This is a genomic window from Achromobacter sp. EB05 (assembly GCF_044232075.1).
GTDB classification, from domain to species: domain Bacteria; phylum Pseudomonadota; class Gammaproteobacteria; order Burkholderiales; family Burkholderiaceae_B; genus Achromobacter; species Achromobacter dolens.
In genome coordinates this window covers 885,667-907,601 of sequence record NZ_CP155917.1, presented here as the reverse complement: position 1 = coordinate 907,601, position 21,935 = coordinate 885,667, and the positions used below count along the sequence as shown (strand labels likewise).

The 21,935-nt window shown below is 67.6% G+C and carries 17 protein-coding genes and 1 tRNA gene; 6 read left to right on the top strand and 12 right to left on the bottom strand.

Translation table 11 applies throughout. From position 1 onward, the window contains the following. Positions 1-64: 64 nt before the first annotated feature. From AAID08_RS04235 to mnmC, 10 genes are all read right to left on the bottom strand, one after another. Positions 65-1,303, bottom strand: a complete 1,239-nt coding sequence (locus AAID08_RS04235) for an HlyD family efflux transporter periplasmic adaptor subunit (RefSeq protein ID WP_175142026.1) — start codon at positions 1,301-1,303, stop codon at positions 65-67. Then, positions 1,300-3,471 (bottom strand): ATP-binding cassette domain-containing protein, encoded by a 2,172-nt coding sequence (locus AAID08_RS04230; protein WP_240317333.1) that lies wholly within the window; start codon positions 3,469-3,471, stop codon positions 1,300-1,302. The genes AAID08_RS04235 and AAID08_RS04230 overlap by 4 nt, the downstream gene beginning before the upstream one ends. Beyond that, the gene (locus tag AAID08_RS04225) at positions 3,468-4,844 is read right to left on the bottom strand and encodes a TolC family protein (protein WP_395757379.1); all 1,377 of its coding nucleotides are present in this window, start codon (positions 4,842-4,844) and stop codon (positions 3,468-3,470) included. The genes AAID08_RS04230 and AAID08_RS04225 overlap by 4 nt, the downstream gene beginning before the upstream one ends. Positions 4,845-5,290: 446 nt before the next feature. Continuing rightward, on the bottom strand, positions 5,291-5,437 hold the full coding sequence (locus AAID08_RS04220; protein WP_395757378.1) for a hypothetical protein: 147 nt from the start codon (positions 5,435-5,437) through the stop codon (positions 5,291-5,293). Between the two features lie 240 nt (positions 5,438-5,677). Next, a tRNA-Lys gene (locus AAID08_RS04215) sits at positions 5,678-5,753 on the bottom strand. A gap of 215 nt (positions 5,754-5,968) precedes the next feature. Continuing rightward, on the bottom strand, positions 5,969-6,766 hold the full coding sequence (locus tag AAID08_RS04210) for a MetQ/NlpA family ABC transporter substrate-binding protein (RefSeq protein ID WP_049071433.1): 798 nt from the start codon (positions 6,764-6,766) through the stop codon (positions 5,969-5,971). Between the two features lie 49 nt (positions 6,767-6,815). Further along, positions 6,816-7,469: a methionine ABC transporter permease gene (locus AAID08_RS04205; RefSeq protein WP_006388812.1), complete on the bottom strand. Its 654-nt coding sequence runs from the start codon at positions 7,467-7,469 to the stop codon at positions 6,816-6,818. After that, positions 7,426-8,514, bottom strand: a complete 1,089-nt coding sequence (locus AAID08_RS04200) for a methionine ABC transporter ATP-binding protein (RefSeq protein ID WP_054501893.1) — start codon at positions 8,512-8,514, stop codon at positions 7,426-7,428. Before AAID08_RS04200 ends, AAID08_RS04205 begins: the two co-directional genes overlap by 44 nt. 172 nt (positions 8,515-8,686) lie before the next feature. Further along, positions 8,687-10,912 (bottom strand): glycoside hydrolase family 31 protein, encoded by a 2,226-nt coding sequence (locus tag AAID08_RS04195; RefSeq protein WP_395757377.1) that lies wholly within the window; start codon positions 10,910-10,912, stop codon positions 8,687-8,689. A 271-nt stretch (positions 10,913-11,183) separates the two neighbouring features. Beyond that, positions 11,184-13,058 carry an FAD-dependent 5-carboxymethylaminomethyl-2-thiouridine(34) oxidoreductase MnmC gene (gene mnmC, locus AAID08_RS04190; protein ID WP_395757376.1) on the bottom strand — a complete coding sequence of 625 codons (1,875 nt, stop codon included), beginning with the start codon at positions 13,056-13,058 and terminating at the stop codon, positions 11,184-11,186. Between the two features lie 131 nt (positions 13,059-13,189). Between mnmC and AAID08_RS04185 the strand changes: the two genes are divergently transcribed. Next, positions 13,190-14,065, top strand: coding sequence for an inositol monophosphatase family protein (locus tag AAID08_RS04185; protein ID WP_064527147.1), 876 nt, complete (start codon positions 13,190-13,192; stop codon positions 14,063-14,065). 28 nt (positions 14,066-14,093) lie between these two features. Here AAID08_RS04185 and AAID08_RS04180 read toward each other — a convergent pair whose 3' ends face one another. Next, on the bottom strand, positions 14,094-15,794 hold the full coding sequence (locus tag AAID08_RS04180) for an AMP-binding protein (RefSeq protein ID WP_395757375.1): 1,701 nt from the start codon (positions 15,792-15,794) through the stop codon (positions 14,094-14,096). 76 nt (positions 15,795-15,870) lie between these two features. On the opposite strand from AAID08_RS04180, the gene AAID08_RS04175 reads away from it, so the two are divergent. Further along, positions 15,871-17,067, top strand: a complete 1,197-nt coding sequence (locus AAID08_RS04175) for a M20 aminoacylase family protein (RefSeq protein WP_175168153.1) — start codon at positions 15,871-15,873, stop codon at positions 17,065-17,067. Positions 17,068-17,074: 7 nt separating this feature from the next. On the opposite strand, the gene AAID08_RS04170 is transcribed toward AAID08_RS04175, so the two are convergent. Further along, the gene (locus AAID08_RS04170) at positions 17,075-17,974 is read right to left on the bottom strand and encodes a LysR family transcriptional regulator (protein WP_054501898.1); all 900 of its coding nucleotides are present in this window, start codon (positions 17,972-17,974) and stop codon (positions 17,075-17,077) included. 130 nt (positions 17,975-18,104) lie between these two features. Between AAID08_RS04170 and AAID08_RS04165 the strand changes: the two genes are divergently transcribed. The 4 genes from AAID08_RS04165 to pagP all read left to right on the top strand — a co-directional run bounded on the left by AAID08_RS04165 (position 18,105) and on the right by pagP (position 21,873). Then, positions 18,105-19,190: a YeiH family protein gene (locus tag AAID08_RS04165; RefSeq protein WP_372415622.1), complete on the top strand. Its 1,086-nt coding sequence runs from the start codon at positions 18,105-18,107 to the stop codon at positions 19,188-19,190. Between the two features lie 103 nt (positions 19,191-19,293). After that, positions 19,294-19,704, top strand: coding sequence for an acyl-CoA thioesterase (locus AAID08_RS04160; RefSeq protein WP_006388802.1), 411 nt, complete (start codon positions 19,294-19,296; stop codon positions 19,702-19,704). Between the two features lie 10 nt (positions 19,705-19,714). After that, complete coding sequence (mgtE, locus tag AAID08_RS04155; protein WP_054501900.1) at positions 19,715-21,187, top strand: magnesium transporter; 1,473 nt, start codon at positions 19,715-19,717, stop codon at positions 21,185-21,187. Between the two features lie 131 nt (positions 21,188-21,318). Further along, entirely contained in the window at positions 21,319-21,873 is a 555-nt protein-coding gene (gene pagP, locus AAID08_RS04150; protein ID WP_049071412.1) for a lipid IV(A) palmitoyltransferase PagP, read from the top strand. Positions 21,874-21,935: the final 62 nt, after the last annotated feature.

The window sequence follows — 21,935 nt, the reverse complement described above, 5'->3', positions numbered from 1 at the left end:
GCGGTGGTTTCACAAAAGGAGAATCAAAATCCCGGGCCTGTCACGCCCGGCAAGACAAGGCAGGTCAGCGTTCACCCAGCGATTGCTGCAACCCCTTGGTGATGGGCTTTGCGAGGTACTGAAGCACCGTGCGCTCGCGCGCCTTGATGTCCACGGTGGCGGTCATGCCCGCCCGCAGTTGGATCTGTTCGGAGGAATGGCGCTTGAACTCCGCTTCCCGGATCAGGATGCGGACGCGGTAGTAATGCGAAGGCCCCTGGCGCGTCTCTTCCTGGAGCACGTCGGGGCTGATGTAGCTCACCTCGCCCGACATGACGCCGAAGATGGAGGAGTCATAGGCATCGATGCGCACGTTGGCGCTCTGGCCCACCTGGACAAAGGCAATGTCGGCGGGTCCGACCCGCGCCTCGGCCAGCAGGTCGCCGCCGGTCGGCAGGATTTCCATGACCGTCTCGCCGGGACGCACCACGCCCCCTATCGTGTTGACGCGGATGTTGTTGACGATGCCATCGGCCGTGGCGATCAGCCGCGTCTGTTCCAGCACCTGGTTGCGGTCGCGCAACTGCTCAGTCTGGCTGGTCAGGTCTTCCTGCGCCTTGGTCATTTCCGCCTGCGCGTCCTGGAAATACTTGTTGCGCCGGCTGGTCATCTGCGCCTCGATGTCGGCGACCGCGCGTTGCAGCCGCAGGATCTCCGCCTGGCTGACGTCGCCCGTGGCCACCAGCTTGCGGTTGATCGACAGTTCCTGGCGCGCGAGCGACAGCATGTTGCGCAGCGCCGCCAGGTCTTCCTTGATCGCGGTGCGGCGCTTCTGGTACAGGTCGCGCTGATTGCGCATGTAGTCCTTGTAATCCTGCAGATCCGAGGGGAACGCCAGCGGGGTGCCATAGACCTCGGCATGCAGGCGCGCCAGCGTGATCCGCAGCGCCGCCACCTTGGCGTTGCTGTCGCTGACGGCGGCGCGGGCCCGCTCTTCCTGCAGCGTCGCCAGCACGTCGCCGGCATGGACCACGTCGCCCTCGCTGACATGCAGTTGGGTGATGATGCCGCCATCGGGCGACTGGATCACCTGGGTGCGCGCGGCGGCGATGATCTGGGCGGGCGCCCGCGTGACCTGGTCGATCTTGCCCACCGCGGCCCAGGCCAGCAACGCGCACAGGCCGGCGAACATGGCGCGCATGCACCAGCGCGCCCGGCGCGGCGGCGTGGCCAGCGAGACCCCATCCGATCCGTCCGCGGGCAACATCGGCGCCAGGGCATTCCCCTTGCCGCGCGAGCGGGAATCAATGATCAGCCGGCTCATGCCTGCGCTCCCGCCACGCCCAGCGAGGCTCCGGCGGCGCGCCGGGCATCATCATCGCGCCGGGCGGCCTCCAGGTCTTTCAATACCGCATCGCGCGGGCCGTCCCTGACGATGCCGTTGCCGATCATGACCACGACGCGCTCGACCAACGGCAGCACATTGGGCTTGTGGGTCACGACCACCAGCGTCGCGCCGGCCCGCGCCTCTTCGGCCAACACGCCGAGGCAACGGCGCTCCTGGTCGTCGTCCATCGACGCGGTGGGCTCGTCCAGCAGGATGATCCGCGGCCGGCACAGCACCAGGCGGGTGAACGCCACCAGTTGCCGCTGCCCGCCGCTCAATCCCCGCCCGCCTTCGACGATGGGCCGGTCCAGGCCCTTCGGATGCGCGGCCACGATGCGATCCATGCCGGTGCGGCGCATGGCGCGCAGGATCTCTTCGTCGCCGGGATCGGGCAGCCCGATCAGGAGGTTCTCGCGCAGGGTGCCCTGGAACAGGCGATGGTCCTGCTGCAGGTAGCCGATCTGCCGGCTCAACGCCAGCCGGCTGATGTGCGACAGATCCAGGTCGTCCAGCAGTACGCGCCCGGATTGCGGCACGTACATGCCGGTCAGTACGCGCAGCAGTGTCGACTTGCCCGACCCGATCGGCCCGACCACCGCGATTCTTTCACCCGGCTGGATACGCAGGTTCGGCACGCGCAGGGCCACGGGATTGTCGCCATAGGCGAACGACACGTCTTCGAGCGCAAAGCGTCCTTCGATCCGCTCCGGCGCCAGCGGACGCCGCACGCCGTGGTTGTCGGTCTTGAGTTGATAGAGTTTTTCCAGGCCGTCCTCGGCGGCCAGCGCATGCGCGCGCTGGATCATCAAGCCCGGCACCGCCAGGATCGGATTCAGGATCCGGCCGCTCAGGATGGAGCAGGCGATCAGGGCGCCGGTGGTCATCTCGCCGTGCATCACCGTCAGGGCGCCCACGACGATCAACGAGGCATAGCTGAGTTGCTGGATGGAGCCGCCCAGATACCCCACGTTTTCGCTCAAGTGGCGCATCTTGAGATCGTTGGCGATGGTCCGCGCGCTGACATCGAGCCAGCGCGACAGGAAGCGCCACCCGCCCGCGCCGGCCTTGATGGTCTCGGCCCCTTCGACGGCCTCCACCAGCAGGCCCGTCTTGAGATTGGCATACGCCGCGCCCTCCTTGGCCTGGCGCGCGATCCGGCGCTGCGATGCCAGGCCGATGAACAGCGCGACCAGCGCGAACCCCAGCAACACCAGGCCCACCGCCGGCGTAGCCAGCGCCATCACGATCGCCACGAACACCAAGGCCATCGGCAAGTCGACCAGCGCGAACAACGAAGACGCGGTGTAGAACGCGCGCACCTGTTCGTAGCCGCGGATCTGCGCCGCCAGCGAACCGACGGAAGCCGGCACCTGATCGATGCGCAGCGACATCAGGCGATGGAAGATGTCGCGCGAAAGCATGCCGTCGACCCCGACCACCACGTGATCCATCACGCGGGCCCGGGCGATCTTGACGGCGAGTTCGATCAGGACGCTGATCAATACCCCGGTCGCCAGCACGAACAGGGTGTACTCGCCACGCGTGGGTATGACACGGTCATACACCTGCATCGAGAACATGGAGGTGGCCAGCGCCAGCAGGCCGACCATCACGGAGCCCACGCACGCTTCGATCAACGCGCCGCGGTACGGCCGGATGGCCGCGTTGCGACGCGAGCGGAAGGTCTCGGCCGGAGCCGGCCCGACCGGATGGCCGCTGACCGCGGAAGAACCCGCCGGCGCCAGTTGCATCCGCGTGCAGCGGTCTTGCAGCGCGGCGCTCGCGAACGCCTGGGTGACGGTGCCGCATGCCACCATCCAGTCGCCCGTGGGCGCCAGGTCGGTCACGATGCCCCACTGGCCGTCCGGCAGATGGCACAGCAGCGGCAAATGCGCGGCATCGGGGCGCCGCAACCCCTGCGGCGCCCCCACCCCCAACAGGCGGCACAACAGAACCAGCAACTCGGCGGGATGCTGGACGCCGGCGCATTGACGCAGGCCGGACCGCAATTGCAGCGGATCCAGCACCGCGCCCTGCAACGTGGCCAGCCGGTTCAATGCCCAGGCCAGCGACTCCAGCGGCTCCATCTTGGGGACGGCGCTCACGGCGCCAGCTCCGTCGCGCCCAGGCGCACCTGCAGGCGATAGGCGGCCGCGGCCAGCGCGGCCTGCGAGTCGGCCCGGGCGTACTGGTTCTGCGCCAGTTCCCGCACGGCATTCAACAGGTCGATCCAGGTCTTGCGTCCGGCGGTGAACTGACGGGAATAGGAGTCGAGCACGTGCTGCGAGCCGGTGACGGCGCTCTCCAGCGCCGCCAACTGATTCTCGGCCGCCGCGATCTGATCGATATCGCCGAGCATCGCCTCGCGCTGTTCGAGCCAGGCCGCGTCCACGGCCATGCTTGCCGCCGACACGCGCTCGCGCAGGGCATCGGCCTCGACACCGGTCGAGAACCCCGCGCCCGGCGTGTAGCGCAGGCCCACGAACACCGATACGCCACGGTCGGTGCGGGCGCCCGGATAGGCATCGCCCAATGGGCGGTTGACGCGCAGGTAGGCCGTCGGCCAACGTTGCGCCGACTTGGCGTCGAGCTGGGCCCGCATGACGGCCACATCGCCCTGGGCCATTTTCACGGCCGCGCTGTCCCATGCCTGGGCGCCGACGTCTTCCGCCAGCAAACGGGCCGAAACGTCTTTGACCTGCTGCGCGTCGGGCCACGCGGCCAGCGTGTCGGCCTCAGCGTCCAGCCCGGCCACGCCCGACAATTGCTCGATCCGTTGTGCCGCCAGCCGCAGGGCGGAACGCGCCGTCGTCAGGTCGACTTCCGTCTGCCGCAGGCGCGACAGCGCCAATTCGATGTCGACCGCCGGCGAAGCATCGGCCGCCACCCGGCGGCGCATCTGGGCTTCGTAGCCGCGCAGCCGGGTCATGGTTGCCTCGGAAATGGCAATCCGGTCTCGGGCGCTGATCAGCGACTGCCAGGCGCCGATGACCTGCAGCGCCAGTTGCTGGCGCTGCCATGTGACCCGCGCCTCGCTCTTGCTCACATCCGCGCGCGCCCGATCGATATTGGCATTAATCTGGCCGCCATCCCATAGCGTCTGCTCGAGTTGGGCGCCCCGCGATGCGGGCGAGTTGACGGAAGTCGAGTGCGACTCCATGACCAGGGACGCCGAAGGCCACCAGCGCCGCCGGGCCGCGTCCACGTCGACCTTGGCCGCGTCCAGCTCTTGCTGCGCGCCACGCGCGAGCGGATGGCCGCGCATCGCCGCCTCGACCAGGGCCTGCAATGTGATGGGAGCCTCCCCGGGCCCGGAGGCACCCGCGGGTGCGCCAACCGACGCTGTCTTGCCGCCGGTCACACCGGCCCCGGCCGTGCCGCCCGTCGCGACCAGGGCCATCGCGACGACGGCGCCCGCGCACCAGCGCATTGCTACCCATGACCGGGATCGGCCCGCCCCGGACATCAGGACGACCATGACGTACCCGCATCCATTACGGACACGACAATCGTTGCGCATCGGTGCGTTTGCCAATCGGCATTGCAACCCGCCTGCATTTCAGTTTTATATTTTTTCATTATTACGACAACAAAAAAACGGCCCTGCAAGCCATTATTTCCACCTGGATGAAATCCCGCGATTCCAATTGAAATCGCTACGTGCATTCAGCAAGGAAATAACCCCGCCGGCACGATTCCTTCTCGAGAATCTAGGCGATTTGGCTAATGAATTAGAGCACTTGCGGCACACGCATCATGCGTAACGCCATAGGTATTAATTTCGATGGAGCAATCGAATGTCAATGCGCACGCCGCACTCTAATAATTATTATTGCGGGAAGCAGGACAAATAAAACACATAGATATTTATAAAACCGCGGCTTGGTCTTATATTATCCGAAGCCATTTCCAATAATGATATTTTCAGCTCGAATTATTTCCGTCGAGCTGCTCAGATGGCGTGATATTCAGATAAAAGGAAACCGCTCTTTCCCGGGAATCTGATTCATCCGCAAGAAAGTGGCCGATCAACAACGGCTGCGGAATCGCCCCGCACACCACGATGGCCATTGCGGCCAGATCGGTCGATCGGCGGGAGACGGCTCGATCAGAGCCCAAGGGTCGGTCGCGAATCCTGAAGCGGCGCGCCGCGCAGCGGCCCGCCGGGGAGCACCGGTACTCGGATACCGGCGCGGCTCCAGGCGAGGAGCCGCGCAAAAAAAAACGCCGCTTCGAAAGCGGCGTCTTTGGGTGCCATGGCATCAAGCTCCCCGGGGGATGGAGAGCTTGGGCTCAAGCGAGAATTCGGGGTGGTGGGCTGAGCGAGACTCGAACTCGCGACCAACGGATTAAAAGTCCGCTGCTCTACCGACTGAGCTATCAGCCCGACCGAAGCCCGAAATTATGGCTGATTTCGTGGACCTTGTCAAAAAATAGAGGCCAGGATGCCTTCACGCCGGAACTGGCGATCGCTGTCCGCCAGCGGCGCCGGTGCACGCGACCCGCCGCGCGCCGCGGCGGGACCGTGAAACAGCCGTTCGGCCCGCCTCAATGGAAAACGGCCGCTTGCGCGGCCGTTCTGCATCGGGGAGGCGACCTGGCTTACCAGGCAGCCACCACCGCGCCCTTGAACTTGGTCTCGATGAATTGCTTCACGGCCGGGCTGTGGTAGATGCTGACCAGCTTGGCGAACTCGGGACGGTCCTTGTCCTTTTCACGCACCACCAGCACGTTGGCGTACGGCGAGTTGGGCGATTCCTGGGCGATGGCGTCGGTGGCCGGGTTCAGGCCCGCTTCCAGCGCGAAGTTGGTGTTCACGGCCGAAGCGTCGGTGTCGTCCAGCGAACGCGGCAACTGGGCGGCGTCCAGTTCGATGAAGCGCAGCTTCTTCGGGTTCTCGATGACGTCGATCGGGGTGGCCTTCAGGCCGGCTTCCGGACGCAGCTTGATCAGGCCATTGGCCTGCAGCAGCAACAGGGCGCGGCCGCCGTTGGTCGGGTCGTTCGGCAGCGCGATGCGGGCGCCTTCCTTCAGCTCGGACAGCGACTTGATCTTCTTGCTGTAGATGCCGATCGGGAAGATCACGGTCTTGGCGATGCTGACCAGCTTGTAGCCGCGGTCGGCGTTGGCGTTGTCCAGGTACGGCTGGTGCTGGTAGCTGTTCAGATCCAGGTCGCCCGAGGCCAGCGCGACGTTGGGCTGCACGTAGTCGGTGAACTCGATCACCTGGATGTTCAGGCCCTGCTTGGCGGCTTCCTGCTTGACCACGTCGAAGATCTGGGCGTGCGGGCCGGCGGTGACGCCAACCTTAAGGGGCTTGTCCTGGGCCAGCGCGGGCTGGGCGAATACGGCGGCGCCGAGGGCGAACGCGGCCAGCGACTTCAAAACCTTGATGCTCATGTTGCGAATTTCCCGGATGTCGGAAGGAGGAGAAGAATGTTCGGTGTGCTCAACGATGCGAGATGCGGCGCACGTAGCGGTCGCCCAGGCTCTGGATCAGTTGCACCAGCACGATCAGCACGATGACCACCGCGGCCATCACATCGGACTGGAAGCGCTGGTAGCCGTAGCGGATCGCCAGGTCGCCCAGGCCGCCGCCGCCGATGGCGCCGGCCATGGCCGAGTAGCCGATCAGGCTGACCACGGTGACGATGGTGGCGGCGATCAGGCCGGGCAGCGCCTCGGGCAGCAGCACCTTCATGATGATCTGCATCGGCGAGGCGCCCATGGCGCGCGCGGCCGTGATCAGGCCCGGATCGACTTCGCGCATGGCGTTCTCGGCGATGCGCGCCATGAACGGGATCGCGGCCACCGACAGCGGCACGATGGCGGCGGTGGTGCCGATCGAGGTCTGCGCCACCAGGCGCGTGAACGGAATGATGGCGACCATCAGGATCACGAACGGCACCGAGCGGGTGGCGTTGATGACCGCGCCCAGCGCGTGGTTGACGGCCTGGTTCTCCAGCATGTTGCCGCGCGCGGTGACGGTCAGGATCACGCCCAGCGGAATGCCGACCAGCACCGCGATGGCGCTGGCCACGCCCACCATCAGCAGGGTGTCAAGCAGCGACGTAATAAGCAGGTCGATCAGTTGCGGGCTCATGAGCGATTTCTTCAACGGTGATGTCACGGGCGGTCAACGCGGCGATGGCGTCCTTGACCGCGGCGGGCGCGCCCTGGGCCAGCACGAACATCGTGCCGACGGCCACGCCCTGGATGTCTTCGACGCGCGCCTGCACCAGGCCCACGTCCAGCGAATACTGCGTCGACAGGTCGGACAGGAACGAACCCGACGCGTCGGTGCCGGTCAGCGACAGGCGCAGCAGGCGCACGGCCTGGCCCGGCTTGGCGGCGGCCAGCGCCTCGATGCGCTGCTTGACGGCGGCCAGCGTGGCGTCGGTCAGGTCCGACGCGGTCGCGGCCGACACCATGGCGCGGGTCACTTCGTGGCGCGGCTGCGCGAACACTTCGCGGGTGCTGCCCATCTCGACCACTTCGCCCTGCGACAGCACGGCCACGCGGTCGCAGACCTCGCGCACCACTTCCATCTGGTGCGTGATCATGACCACGGTCACGCCGGTCTTGCGGTTGATGTCGCGCAGCAGCGCCAGGATGTTGTGGGTGGTCTCGGGATCGAGCGCGGAGGTGGCCTCGTCGCTGAGCAGCACGTCCGGATTGTTGGCCAGGGCGCGCGCGATGCCGACGCGCTGCTTCTGGCCGCCGCTGATCTGGCTGGGATAACGGTCGCGCAGGTGCTCCAGGCCCACCAGCGCCAGGAGGCGTTCGACGCGGGCCGGGATCTCGCTCTTGGCGACGCCGGCGATTTCCAGCGGCAGCGCCACGTTGCCGTACACCGTGCGGCGCGACAGCAGGTTGAAGCCCTGGAACACCATGCCGATGCGGCGGCGCTGCGCGCGCAGTTGCGCCTCGCTCAGCCCGGTCAGCGCCTGGCCGCCGATGGCGATGGAGCCCTCGTTGGGACGCTCCAGCAGGTTGATGCACTGGACCAGCGTGCTTTTACCGGCCCCGCTGGGGCCGATGATGCCGAAGACCTCGCCCTGCTGGATGTGCAGGTTGATGCCACGCAGCGCCTGGAACTGGCCGTGCGGCGTGGCGTAGGTCTTGGATAGGTTCTCGATCTGAATCATGGCAAGCGATTTTGTATCTTTTCTCTTCTAAAGAGAACGACCGTTTTTTCCATTTTTAATAACTAACAGTAATATAAGATGCGTCCGCGCAAAGACGTAAAGGGCAGTCGGGAAGGAAAGCCTTCCTGACTGCCCTTTTTCATCGGCGGCCGGCGAACCGGCCCCGCCTGGCTCAGCGAGCGCGCGAAATACGGACTTCCGCGCCGCGGCGCTTGACCTCCAGGCCCTCGGACGGCGAAATGCGCAGGCCTTCCAGCCCCTTGATGTAGCTGGAGCCCTGCATCTGCATGACGCGGATCTTGTTGCGCATGACCACCGGGTTGTGCACCGGCATGCCGAACATCCAGACCTCGTCCAGGATGCGGGCCGAATTGAATTCACCGGTGTGCTGCGCGGCCGGGCCGAGACAGAGCATGTGCCCTTCGCGGCCGAACACCGGGAACTGGCCCAGCTCGCAATCGATGGTCCAGGTGGTGCCGCCTTCGTAGCGATGGCCGGTGTTCAGGTCCCACCAGGCCTCGCCCTTGGGCAGGTACACCCGCACCTGCTTGCCCGGCGCGGTGATCGGCGCCACCAGCAGGGCCGGGCCGAGCAGGTACTGCAGGTCCCATTCGTGGGCATGCGGGTCGTTGGGGAACGACAGCGCCATGGAGCGCTGCACCGGCAGCCCGGTGCGGGCCGCGTCCTCGATGGCGCCCAGCACGTAGGGCACCAGGCGGTAGCGCCACTGCATCCAGGTCTTGACGTGCGCCAGGGTCTCGTCACCGAAGTCCCACGGCAGCAGGCCGGCGACGCCCTGGAACGAGAAATTGGCCGAGAACACGCCGGCGGTCAGCCAGCGCAGGTACAGCTCGGGCGTCATGTCGGCCGTGCCGCGCGAACCGGTGCCAATGCCGTGCACCTGGACCGGCAGGCCCGAGGCGCCGATCGACAGCGCGGTGCGCAGGGTATGGCGCAGGCCTTCCCAGGTGTTGTCGACCTGCGGGCCAACCTGCCACGGCAGCCGTTGCGCGGCCGGGAACAGGTCGGTGCTGGGCACCACGCCCTCGGGCGGCACTTTCAGGCCGGCGACGGCGTCGAACAACGCGCGGCGCACCAGCAGCGGATACATGCTGCGCAGCGCGGGGCCGGTCTCGCCGTTGCGGGCGGAGACGCCATCGGGAATGGCGATCTGGGCGTCGCAGGCCGGCGCGTCCAGGCCGTCCTCGACCAGTTGGCGATGGCGCTCGACCCAGAGGTTGTAAATGTCGCGGTAGGTCAGGTCCAGCAGACCGTAGGGCTGGCCCGAGGTGGCGGCATTGCCGTCGAACACCTGCGCCGAGCCATCTTCGCGCGTCAGCAGCCAGCCGCGGTCTTCGAGTTCCTCGAACAGCGGGCTGATCTTGATGACACCCGGGAAACCCGACGCCGCCACATGCACGTTGTGCTTGTGGAACAGCGCCAGCATCTGCTTGGCATCGGGGAAGCGCTGGGCGTCCCATTCGAACACGGTCTTGTCGGCCTGGAAGCCCCAGGCCGCCGGCTGCGCCAGGGTCACGGCATCCACCGGAATCTGGTTTTCGCGCATGCGGCCCAGAAGGGCCACGGTCTGTGTCGGCATCTCGCCGCTGGCCTGCTGCAGCCACGCGCCCATCGCCCACAGCACCGGCTGGCCGGCGCGGCCGGTCAGGGCGGTGTACTGGTTGAGGATTTCGGCGGGCTCGCCGGCGAACAGGAACACATCCAGCACCACGTCGTCGACGCTGACGACGTAGGCCGAATCGGCCGGCGCCGTGCCAACCGCGTGCTCGACGCGGCGCATCGTGTTGACGTACAGCCCCCAGCCGCGCGGGCTCCATGCCAGCGGCAGGGCGCGATGCTCGGGATCGTCGGAGACCACGGATTCTTCGCGGCGATTCAGATCGCCCGGGGTTTCGCCCAGACCGTACACGCGCTCGCCCGGCAGCAGGGTAAAGCCCGCCGTCCAGGCCGCGGCGTCGGCCTGGTCCAGCGCGTTGTGCCCGAATGCGGGCGTATGCGCGGAAACCTCGGACTCGAACACCCGCTCTTCATTGCGGTAGAGCGCAAAGCGCACCGGGTTGGATTGGAGCTCCAGGGCCACGTCGCCCTGGGTGATGCGCCAACCGTCCCCGCCTTCGCGCGGGGCGATGGCGGCCTCGCCCACCGCCTCCTGGCGCGCGAGCAGCATCTCGGCCACGGCGCGCGCGCGCGCGCCGGGTTTGTCATCGGTAAGGTGGTTCGCCTCGCCGCAGCGCAGGCGGAACACACCAGGCGCATGCGCCTCGACTACCAGGTGCAACCCATCGCCCGCGTCGAAATCGATGCGACTGGGGCGGGACGTCAGCAGCTCGATGTTGTCGAGCTGGGTAGTATGGGCAAAGTCGAACTTGGGCGGCACAGAGCATCCCCCGGCTTAAGCCAAAAACCATCAAAAGACGCTATTTTGACGGATTTGAGCTTTGAAATAAACTCAGTCCCTCTTTTGGATGGCGATATCATCCGAAAAAAGGGGTCGCAAAGCCCCCGGCTGGCCCCCCGCAAGTCATCGCCAGAGCGCCACCGGAACACCAAACCTGCGCCCAACGCGGGTTCATTTGGCGCCAAATCCTGGCATTTGCCACAATTCTACGCCACCCCGCTCCGGGTTCTGCACGCCCCGGAAGTTTTTTTCAGCGTGGGGCGATCAACCGGGACAGATCGGTTTCAAGAGGTGACGGCTCGCCGCAAAGCCGGGCCGCAACCAGGTCCCCCATCAGCGCGGACCAGGACAACCCGCGCGACGCGTAGCCCGCCGCCAACCACAACCCCGGCGCATGGGCCAGCTCGCCCACGGCGGGCAGGCGCCCCGGCAACACCGCCCGCCACCCCGCCCAGCCCGGCAGCGTGCCAGGGACGAGCGCGTCGAAGGCGGGAAAGTCGCCGCTGCTAAGCAATCCCGCCGCCTTGTCCAACGTCACGCGCTGGCCTTCGGCGCCGATACACGCCTCGCTGGCGCCATGCACGTACGTACTGCCCGCCACACAACCCGCGCCAGTGTCCGGCAACAGGTAGCCCTCGCCCCCGACCACGCAACGCGGACCGCCGCCCAGCGCCGCGGCCGGAATCAGTGTGACCTCGCCTGCCAGCGCATGCATCTGCGCTACCCGCGGCAGCGGCGCCAGCAGGCCACTGGCCGCCAGCACACCCTGGGCGCCGAAGGCGTTGGCCAGGATCACGACATCGGCCCGCGCCAGCTCCGCATCGGCGGCGTCGAGCGCGCGCCAACCCGTGCCGTCCGGCGTCACCCGCGCCACCGTCCCCACCGCCACGCGCACGCCGGGCGTCGCCAGCAAGGCCGGAATCAACTGGGCGGGCTGCACCAGCATGCCCTGCCCGAAGAAAATACCGCCGCGCGCCAGCGGCAATCCGGCCAGCGCGCTGGCCTCGTCGCGGCTGACCGCGCGCACCCAGTCACGCGGAAACGCCAGCACCGACAGGGTTTCCTCCAGCGCGGCGGCGCGCCCGGCATCACGTTCCAATTGCACGGTCCCGCACCGGATCGGCGCGGCGCCGCCGGCCAGCCCGGCCCAACGCGCCCGGGCGCGTGCACTGCCGGCGCGCGACAGGCGCGCGCGCGCATTGTCGTCGCGCGCCAGCACCGGCGTCAGCGCAGCCGCGGTGTGGCCGGCATGGGCCAGCGCGCCCCCCGCCAGCGCCGCATCCAGCACTGTTACCCGCCAGCCCCGCAGCGCCAGGGACTGCGCAATGCCCGCCCCCGCCAGGCCCGCCCCCACCACCAGCGCATGGCGGCCAGGGTCGGCCGTGGCGGCCGGCGCGGCGTCGGCGCCGACCGCCACCGCGCCTACCGTCATGTGCCATTTGCCGCCATAGCCCGGCGCCCGCCGCACGTCGAACCCCGCATCGCGCAGGGCCTGGCGCAGTTCACCCGTGCAGGCCCAGGTGGCCACCGTGGCCTGCGGCGCGGCCAGCCGCGCCAGGTCCTTGAGCAAGGCGGCCTGCCACATGCGCGGGTTGCGTTCGGGTGCGAAACCGTCGAGGAAATACGCATCGACTCGCGCGGCGAGCCGCGGCGCCAACACCTGCGCGTCGCCGAAACCCAGCGTCAGCGTCACCGCGCCGCCCTCGAATTCCAGCCGGTGCAGGCCGGGCAGCAAGGCCGGCCACTGGGCCGCCAGTTGCGTCGCCAGCGCAGCCACGGGTTCGGGCGCATGGCGCGCCAGCAAGGCTCGCAGGTCTTCGCCGCCGAATGGATGCGCCTCCAGCGACACCACGTGCAGGGTGCGCGAACGCTGTGGATCGTCGCGCCAGGCGCGCCACAACGCCAGGAAATTGAGGCCCAGGCCGAAACCGGTCTCGCAGACGGTGAAGGCGCCGCGACCGCGCCAGCGTTCCGGCAGGCCGTTGCCCCGCAGGAAAACGTGTTCCGCCTGGCCCAACGCGCCCGACGGCGAGTGATAGACGTCGCCATAGACCGGGCTGTACAGCTGGCCCTGGGCATCGAATTCAGCGACGGCGGGGGTCAGGGGCGCATAGGACGAGGACATGAAAACGGCGGCGATCGGAAAAGAAGGATTATCGGCTGGCGCAGCCGGCTGCGTTGGATATGCGCCACGGGCACGCGGGCTTTTGCCGCGTCGCCACGGATTTGACGCATGGCTGGGCTTACACTGGTTTCATGGAAACCTATGACCCGCCCCGCTCGCTCGCCTCGCCCGTAGACCTGTGCGCCGCGCTTGACGCCGCGGTCACGGCAGCCCACGCCGGCGCGGCCATCCTGCAATCCTACGCGCATCATCGCGCCGACCTCGTGATCGATCGCAAGGCGCGCAACGATCTCGTGTCCCAGGCCGATCGCGAGGCCGAGGCCGCGATCATCGAACAATTGCAGGCGCGCACGCCCAAGTTCGGCATCGTCGCCGAAGAGACCGGCGGCCAGGCGCAGGGCGCCGCCACCTGGTATATCGACCCGCTCGACGGCACCACCAATTTCCTGCACGACATTCCGCACTACGCCGTCTCGATCGCGCTCATCGCGCATGCCGGCACGGCGGTGTCCCCCACCGAACGCCTGGCGCACGACACGCCCGTGGCGGGCGTGGTCTACGATCCCTGCCGCGAAGAACTGTTCACCGCCGTGTACGGCCTGGGCGCCTGGCTCAATGGCCGGCGCATCAGTTGCTCGCGCACCCGCACGCTGGACGACGCCGTGCTGGCGACGGGCTTTCCCTTCCGTGATTTTTCCTTCGCCAGCCAATACATGCCGATGCTGCATGACGCCATCAACCGAGCCCGCGGCGTGCGGCGCATGGGCGCGGCCGCGCTGGATCTGGCATGGACCGCCTGCGGCCGCTATGACGGCTATTGGGAAATGGGATTGGCGCCCTGGGACGTGGCCGCGGGCACGCTGATCGTGCGCGAAGCCGGCGGCGCCTGCAGCGACATGCACCAGCAGGACTCCTGGCCCATCGGCGGACGCGTCGTGGCCGGCAACCCCGACATCGAGCGCGCCCTGCACGAGATGATCGCCCCCCACCTGGACCAGCCGGGCTGAGGCCCGGCCGTCCCCACGCCGCGCGCGCTCAGGCCGCCTGGCCCTGCGGCGCCGCGGCCTCGGCGTCCGGACGCAGTTCGCGCCGCAGGATCTTGCCGACGTTGCTCTTGGGCAACTCGTCGCGAAACTCGACGAAGCGCGGCCGCTTGTAGCCGGTCAGCTTGTCCTTGCACCACTGCTGCACCTGGGCCTCGGTCAGCGAGGCATCCTTCTTCACCACGAAGACCTTGACGGCCTCGCCCGAATGCCCGTCCGGCACCCCGATGGCGGCGCATTCGAGCACGCCCGGCATCTGCGACACCGCCGCCTCGACCTCGTTCGGATAGACCTTGAAACCCGACACGGTGATCATGTCCTTCTTGCGGTCGACGATGCGCGTATAGCCCTTGTCGTCCATGATGCCGATATCGCCGGTGCGGAAGAAGCCGTCGGCGGTCATCGCCTGGCGGGTCTCTTCCGGCTTCTGCCAGTAGCCCGCCATGACCTGCGGCCCGCGGATGGAGACCTCGCCGCGCTCGCCCAGCGCCACCTCGTGGCCCTCGTCATCCAGGATGGCGACGTCGGTGGAGGGCAGCGGCAGCCCGATCGAGCCCGAATACGCATCGGTATCGGTCGGATTGACCGTGGCCACCGGCGAGGTTTCGGACAGGCCATAGCCTTCGACCAGCGGCCGCCCGGTAACCTTGAGCCAGCGCTCGGCCACCGCCTGCTGCACCGCCATGCCCCCGCCCAGCGTCAGCCGCAGGCCGGAGAAATCCAGCTTGGCGAAGTCCTCGTTGTGGACCAGCGCATTGAACAGCGTATTGACGCCCGGGAACACGTTGATGGGCGTTTTGCGCCACGCGCCGATCAGCGACGGCTGGTCGCGCGGATTGATGATGAGCACGTTGCGCATGCCGGCGTGCAGCCCGTACAGGCCGCAGACCGTCATGGCGAACACGTGATACAGCGGCAATGCGCTCAGGATCGTGACCTGCCGCGCCGCCAGGTCATGCAGCGCGGGCGAGGCCACCGCTTCCATCTGCATCACATTGGAGGTCAGGTTGCGATGCGTCAGCATCGCGCCCTTGGGCACGCCGGTGGTGCCGCCGGTGTACTGCAGCACGGCCAGATCGTCCATCGAAATGGCCGGCGCGGTGAACGGCAGGCCCGCCCCCGAGGCCAGCACCTTCGACAGCATCTGCGCGCCCTCGATGTGCCACGCCGGCACCAGTTTCTTGATGTAGCGCGCCGCCAGGTTCACCAGCGGCGCCTTCAGGCCGCCCAGCAGGTCGCCCGGCCCGGTCACCACCACGTGCTTGAGCTGGCCGCGGTCCGACACGCTCTGCAGCGTGTGGGCAAAATTCTCAAGGATGACGATGACCGCCGCGCCGCTGTCCTGCAACTGCCGTTGCAGTTCATCGGGGGTATACAGCGGATTGACGTTGACCACCGCGTGTCCGGCTCGCAGCGTGCCCAGCAGCGCCACCAGGTAGGCCGGCACGTTGGGCATCATCAATGCGACCCGCGACCTCTTGGGCAGCCCCAGGCTTTGCAGCCAGGCGGCGAACCCGTGGCCGTGCGCGTCCAGCTCCGCATAGGTGATGTCGCTGCCCATGGCGGTGCAGGCGATGCGGGTCGCGTACTGCTTGCAGGCCCGGTCCAGCAGGTCGGTCAGCGAGGTGTAGCCGTCGATGGAGATATCGGCGGGCACGCCTTTCGGGTAATGGGCAAGCCACGGACGGGTCATGGTGTTTGTCTCCATTAAATTGGTTTTTGATTGATGATAACCTTGTTGCGTTCCCATATTCCGCCTGATTCTTTCCATGAAACTGCTCGATCCCATCGTTGCCTGGCGCGACGATATCTCCCAGATCCGACGCGACATCCACGCGCATCCCGAATTGGCGTTCGAGGAATTCCGCACCGCCGACGTGGTCGCGGCCAAGCTCGAAGAATGGGGCATTGAAATCCATCGCGGCCTGGGCGGCACCGGCGTGGTCGGCATCATCCGCGGCGACCGTCCCGGCGAACGCGCCGTCGGCCTGCGCGCCGACATGGACGCCCTGCCGATGCAGGAAGCCAACACCTTCGCCCACGCCAGCAAGCACGCCGGCAAGATGCACGCCTGCGGCCACGACGGTCATACCGCCATGCTCCTGGCCGCCGCTCGCTACCTGTCGCAGCACCGCGACTTCGCCGGCACGGTGTATGTGATCTTCCAGCCCGCCGAGGAAGGCGGCGGCGGCGCCAAGCGCATGATCGACGACGGCCTGTTCACCCGCTTCCCGATGGAAGCCGTGTTCGGCATGCACAACTGGCCCGGCATGGCGCCCGGCCAGTTCGGCGTGACCGCCGGCCCCATCATGGCCTCCAGCAACGAATTCTCCATCGTGGTCAAGGGCAAGGGCACCCATGCAGGCATGCCCAACCTGGGCATCGACCCGGTGATGGCGGCGGTGCAACTGGCGCAATCGCTGCAGACCATCATCACGCGCAACCGCAATCCGCTCGACGCCGCGGTCCTCAGCATCACGCAGATCCACGCCGGCAGCGCCGACAACGTGGTGCCCAATCACGCCGAGCTGCGCGGCACCGTGCGCACCTTCACGCTGGAGGTGCTGGACCTGATCGAACGCCGTATGGAAGAGATCGCGCGCCACACCTGCGCCGCCATGGACTGCGAGGTGGAGTTCACCTTCCAGCGCAACTACCCGCCCACCATCAACCATCCCGACGAAGCCGCGTTCTGTGCCGACGTCATGCGCGACATCGTCGGCGCCGACAAGGTCAACGACCACGTGCAGCCCACCATGGGCGCCGAGGACTTCGCCTTCATGCTGCAGGAACTGCCCGGCTGCTACGTCTGGATCGGCAACGGCGTCGGCGACCACCGCGCCGCCGGCCATGGCCTGGGCCCCTGCATGCTGCATAACGGCAGCTACGACTTCAACGACGACCTGCTGCCGCTGGGCGGCACCTACTGGGTGCAACTGGCGCTCAAGCGCCTGGCCAAGGCCTGACGCGCCGCTAGAAGTCGCCCGCCTGCGCCGTCCGCACCGCCTGGCACATCGCCAGGAAGCGCTGGGCGGCGCGGGCGGCGGCATCCGCGTGCGGCACCAGGATGCTCAGCGTGCGCGTCAGCGGACGCGGCAACAGCCGCAAGGCCGCCAACGCGCCATCCTCGTGCCGCATCGACATGGCCGACACGAAGCCCACGCCGAGCCCGGCGCGCACCGCCTGCTTCACCCCCTCCACCCCCGCCAGTTCCAGCCCGATCGACGGCGCCAGGCCGGCGTCGGCGAACGCGCGCTCGACCAGCCGCCGCACGCCTGAGCCCGGTTCCCGCATCACCAGCGCCGACTGCGCCAGGTCGCGCAGCGTCACCGCGCCCTTGCCGGCCAGCGCGTGATCGGCCCGCACGATCGCCACCACCTCGTCCTGCCGCCACGCGTGCACCGCGGTATCGGCCGGCAGGCCCGTCGGCACGTCGCCCTCGATGAACGCCAGGTCCAGCGCGGGCAGGCGCTCCACGATCTCGCGCGTGTTGCCATCGGACAGGTGCAGGCTGACCGCCGGAAACGCCTGGCGGAAATCCGCCACCAGGGCGGGCAACAGGTAGCTGGCGGGCGTGGTGCTGGCCCCCAGGCGCAGCGCGCCGGTCTCCAGGCCGCGCCAGGACTCCCGCACCGCCTGGGCCTGGCGGTACACCTGGCGCAATTGCCGCGCCTGCTCGGCAAGGCGCTCGCCCGCTTCGGTCAGGGCGATGCCGTGGCCGCTGCGGCGGTACAGCGGCTCGCCGAACCATTCCTGCAAGGCGCGCAACTGGCCCGACACGGCCGGCTGTGACAGGTGCAGTTGCTGCGCCGCGCGGCTGATATTGCCGGCATCGGCCACCGTGGCGAAGGTGAGCAATTGATCGGGGGTCATGGGCGGTCCGGGCGGCGGCAGCCGTATTATCAGAATTTCCGATATTTCATATCAAAAATGAAAATTTTTCAAATAACGACCATGAAATTAATATTTCGCCTAGTTATTTAGATATGCACGAAGGCCCGCCATGAGCACCGCCAGCACCACCGCCCCCCACCATGCCGCCCCTGCCGCGCCGCCCGCCGCGGCCGCCGCGGCCACGCCCTGGCGCGACAAGCTCAACGGCGTGCTGTTCGTCGGCCTGATGTCGGCCGCGGTGATGCAACTGGCGGACCTGCCCGCCATCCGCCAGCTCGGTTTCTCGCCGCTGGTGGTCGGTATCGTGTGCGGCATGCTGTACGGCAACTTCCTGCGCGGCACCATGCCGGTCGATTGGGGCGTGGGCGTCAACTTCACCGCGCGCCGCCTGCTGCGCATCGCCGTGGCCTTCTATGGCCTGAACATCAGCATCCAGCAGATCGCCGCCGTCGGCCTGCCGGGCCTGGCGGTCTCGGTGGCGGTGGTGGTGGGCACGCTGCTGATCGGCACCTGGGTCGGCCAGCGCCTGCTCGGGCTGGACCGCGACACCGCCATGCTGACGGCCGCCGGCAGCGCCATCTGTGGCGCGGCCGCCGTGCTGGCCTTCGAGCCGACCCTGCGGGCGCAGCCGCACAAGAGCGCCGTGGCGGTGGCCACGGTGGTGCTGTTCGGCACGCTGTCGATGTTCCTGTACCCGGTGCTGTACCACGCCGGCTGGCTGCCTTTCGACACCCAGGCGCTGGGCATCTACATCGGCGGCACCATCCACGAAGTGGCGCAGGTGGTGGGCGCGGCCAGCAACATCGACCCCGCCACCACGGAAGTCGCCACCATCGTCAAGATGACCCGCGTCGCGCTGCTGGTGCCGGTGCTGCTGGTCCTCGGCCTGTACCTGCGCAGCGCCGCCAGCCACGCCGGCGGCAACGCCAAGGGCGCCAAGCTGCCCATTCCCTGGTTCGCGGTCGGCTTCCTGGCCCTGGCCATCATCAACTCGCTGAACATCATCCCGGCCGACGTCGTCGCCGCCATCCGCCGCCTGGACGTCTTCGCCCTGACCATGGCCATGACCGCGCTGGGCATCGAAACGCGCTTCGCCAACATCCGCAAGGCCGGTCCGCGCGTGATGGCGCTGGGCCTGATCCTGTACGTCTGGCTGCTGGTCGGCGGCTACGGCATCGTCAAGCTGGCGTCCTGATCCGCGGGCGCTTCGAGAAAGCGTCCCGACGTGGCGCCGGCCCGCGCCGGCGCCACGTTTTTCCTGCATAATCGGCTGGTTGCCTTGCATTGGAGCCGGCCGCATGACCTCCAGCACCAAAACCCCCTTCACGACTTTGCCCGCCAATCGCGACGCGGTATTGCGCGTCATGCCAATGCCGGCGGACGCCAACATCCACGGGGACGTTTTCGGCGGCTGGATCATGTCCCAGGTCGACATCGCCGGCTCGATTCCCGCTGCCCGCCGCGCGGCCGGCCGGGTCGCCACCGTCGCCGTCAATGCGTTCCAGTTCAAGCAACCCGTGTTCGTGGGCGACCTGCTCAGCTTCTATGCCTCCATCGTCAAGACCGGCAAGACCTCCATCACCGTCTCGGTCGAGGTCTACGCGGAGCGCCAGCGCCTGGATGCCGAAGTCGTCAAGGTCACCGAAGCCACGCTGACCTACGTCGCCACCGACGAAGCTCGGCGCAGCCGCCCTCTCCCCATTCTTTGAGCCGTATCGCATGACGCAGTCCGCCGCCGCGCAGAAACCGCCCGCGACGCCCCGCCGCCTCGACCCGGAAGACGCGCAGCACGCCCTGGCGGAAGTCCAGGAGCGCCTGCGCCGCCAACAGTTGGTGGCCGACCTGGTGCATCGCCAGGAAGAAGGCGACGCCAAGGCCAACCTGGTCGAAGACCTGGTGCACCGCCAGCACGAGGCCGAGCTCAAGACCCTGCTGGACGGCCTGCATCCCGCGGACATCGCCTTCATCCTCGAGTCGCTGCCCAAGGATGAACGCCAGGCGATCTGGAAGCTGGTCAGCCCCGAGCACGACGCCGACGTGCTGCTCGAGGTCGAGGACTGGGTGCGCGAGTCGCTGATCGAGGCGATGGACCGCCAGGACCTGGTGGCCGCCACCGGCAACATGGACGCCGACGAACTGGCGGACCTGGCGCCCGACCTGCCGCCGGACGTGGTGGCCGAGGTCCAGAAAGGCCTGACCGAGGAAGAGCGCGCGCAACTGCTGGAAGCGATGGGCTATCCGGAGGACAGCGTCGGCGCCATCATGGACTTCGAAATGGTCCGGGTGCGCGAGGACGTCACGCTCGAAGTGGTGCTGCGCTACCTGCGCCGCCTGCACGAACTGCCCGACCACACCGACCAGATCTTCGTGGTCGACCGCCAGGACAAGCTGCAAGGCATCCTGCCGCTGTCGCGCCTGCTGGTCAGCGAACCCGAAACCGAAGTGCGCGCGGTCATGAACGCCGACTTCCTGACCCTCAACCCGCTCGACTCCGACGCCGACGCCGCCGGCGCATTCGAACGCTACGACCTGGTGTCGGCGCCCGTGATGGACGACCAGGGCCGCCTGATCGGCCGCGTCACCATTGCGGACGTGGTCGACGTGATGCGCGAAGACTCACAGGAGCAGGCCCTGTCGCGCGCCGGTCTGCAGGAAGAGGACATCTTCGCCCCGGTCAGCACCGCGCTGCGCAACCGCGCGCCCTGGCTGCTGTTCAATCTCTGTACCGCCGCCACGGCCTCGTTCGTGGCCTCGCAATTCGAGGGCACGGTCAGTCAGATCGTGATCCTGGCGTTTCTGATGTCCATCGTCGCCGGCATCGGTGGCAACTCGGGCAACCAGACCATGACGCTGATCATCCGCGCCCTGGCGATGGGCCGGATCACCGGGCGCAACCTGTGGCAACTGGTCAAGCGTGAACTGTTCGTGACCCTCATGGTGGGCCTGTGCGGCAGCCTGGTGGCGGCCCTGTTCGCCTGGGTGATTTCGCACTCCCTGTCGATCGCGCTGGTGATGATGGCCGCCATGGTCTGCAACATGCTGGTCGGCGCGTCGGTCGGGGTGCTGGTGCCGATGGTGCGGGCCCGTTTCGGCAAGGATCCGGCCATGGGATCCTCGGTCCTGCTGACCTTCGCGACAGACTCGCTGGGCTTTTTCATCTTCCTGGGCCTGGCCACGATTTTCCTGCTGTAGCGCGTCCGCAACGGACCCGCGCACGAATGTTTCACCGGATGTCCTGAACACTCGTTTGACAGCGACATGACAGTCAATATGACGGCCGCTCCGTTACAGTAACGGGGTTGTCATCATTTTCTGTCCCCGCAATGACCGCCCGTTTCCGGGCAGCGCTTTTTTGCCTGCTGCTCTCCACTTTCAGCGCCGCCGCGCACGCCTGCGATAACCTTCCCTCGTGGGCCCAATCCGCCTGTCAACGCCTCGACCAGATCTGGACCGAAGGCGGCAACGACCTCTATTTCAGCGGCTACGCGTGGCACAACCGCGCCATGTACAGCCGCGAAAAGATCAACAGCTTCAACGAGCTGGCCTGGGGCGGCGGCTATGGCCGCAGCATCTACGACGAAGACGGCGACTGGCAGGGCCTGTACGCCATGGCCTTCCTGGACTCGCACAGCAAGGTCGAGCCGATCGCCGGCTATGGTTTCCTGAAGATCGGACGGGTCAGCGAGAACTTCCGGCTGGGCGCCGGCTATACGGTCTTCCTGACCGCGCGCCACGACATCATGAGCTACGTGCCCTTCCCCGGCGTGCTGCCGCTGGTCTCGGCCGGCTACAAGGACACCATGCTGTACGCCACCTACATCCCCGGCTCGCGCGGCGCGGGCAACGTGCTGTTCATGTTCGGCCGCTGGGCCTTCTGACGGCCCGGCGCGCCGCCGCGGAACGGCCCCGGGCGCCCGCCGCAAGGCGCTTCGGCGGCCTC

Bases quoted from the DNA above. Each gene is read 5' to 3' on its own strand.
- AAID08_RS04235 (WP_175142026.1), bottom strand. From the start codon at position 1,303: ATGAGCCGGCTGATCATTGATTCCCGCTCGCGCGGCAAGGGGAATGCC.
- AAID08_RS04225 (WP_395757379.1), bottom strand. From the start codon at position 4,844: ATGGTCGTCCTGATGTCCGGGGCGGGCCGATCCCGGTCATGGGTAGCA.
- AAID08_RS04220 (WP_395757378.1), bottom strand. From the start codon at position 5,437: ATGGCCATCGTGGTGTGCGGGGCGATTCCGCAGCCGTTGTTGATCGGC.
- AAID08_RS04210 (WP_049071433.1), bottom strand. From the start codon at position 6,766: ATGAGCATCAAGGTTTTGAAGTCGCTGGCCGCGTTCGCCCTCGGCGCC.
- AAID08_RS04205 (WP_006388812.1), bottom strand. From the start codon at position 7,469: ATGAGCCCGCAACTGATCGACCTGCTTATTACGTCGCTGCTTGACACC.
- AAID08_RS04200 (WP_054501893.1), bottom strand. From the start codon at position 8,514: ATGATTCAGATCGAGAACCTATCCAAGACCTACGCCACGCCGCACGGC.
- mnmC (WP_395757376.1), bottom strand. From the start codon at position 13,058: ATGTCCTCGTCCTATGCGCCCCTGACCCCCGCCGTCGCTGAATTCGAT.
- AAID08_RS04185 (WP_064527147.1), top strand. From the start codon at position 13,190: ATGGAAACCTATGACCCGCCCCGCTCGCTCGCCTCGCCCGTAGACCTG.
- AAID08_RS04180 (WP_395757375.1), bottom strand. From the start codon at position 15,794: ATGACCCGTCCGTGGCTTGCCCATTACCCGAAAGGCGTGCCCGCCGAT.
- AAID08_RS04175 (WP_175168153.1), top strand. From the start codon at position 15,871: ATGAAACTGCTCGATCCCATCGTTGCCTGGCGCGACGATATCTCCCAG.
- AAID08_RS04170 (WP_054501898.1), bottom strand. From the start codon at position 17,974: ATGACCCCCGATCAATTGCTCACCTTCGCCACGGTGGCCGATGCCGGC.
- AAID08_RS04165 (WP_372415622.1), top strand. From the start codon at position 18,105: ATGAGCACCGCCAGCACCACCGCCCCCCACCATGCCGCCCCTGCCGCG.
- AAID08_RS04160 (WP_006388802.1), top strand. From the start codon at position 19,294: ATGACCTCCAGCACCAAAACCCCCTTCACGACTTTGCCCGCCAATCGC.
- mgtE (WP_054501900.1), top strand. From the start codon at position 19,715: ATGACGCAGTCCGCCGCCGCGCAGAAACCGCCCGCGACGCCCCGCCGC.
- pagP (WP_049071412.1), top strand. From the start codon at position 21,319: ATGACCGCCCGTTTCCGGGCAGCGCTTTTTTGCCTGCTGCTCTCCACT.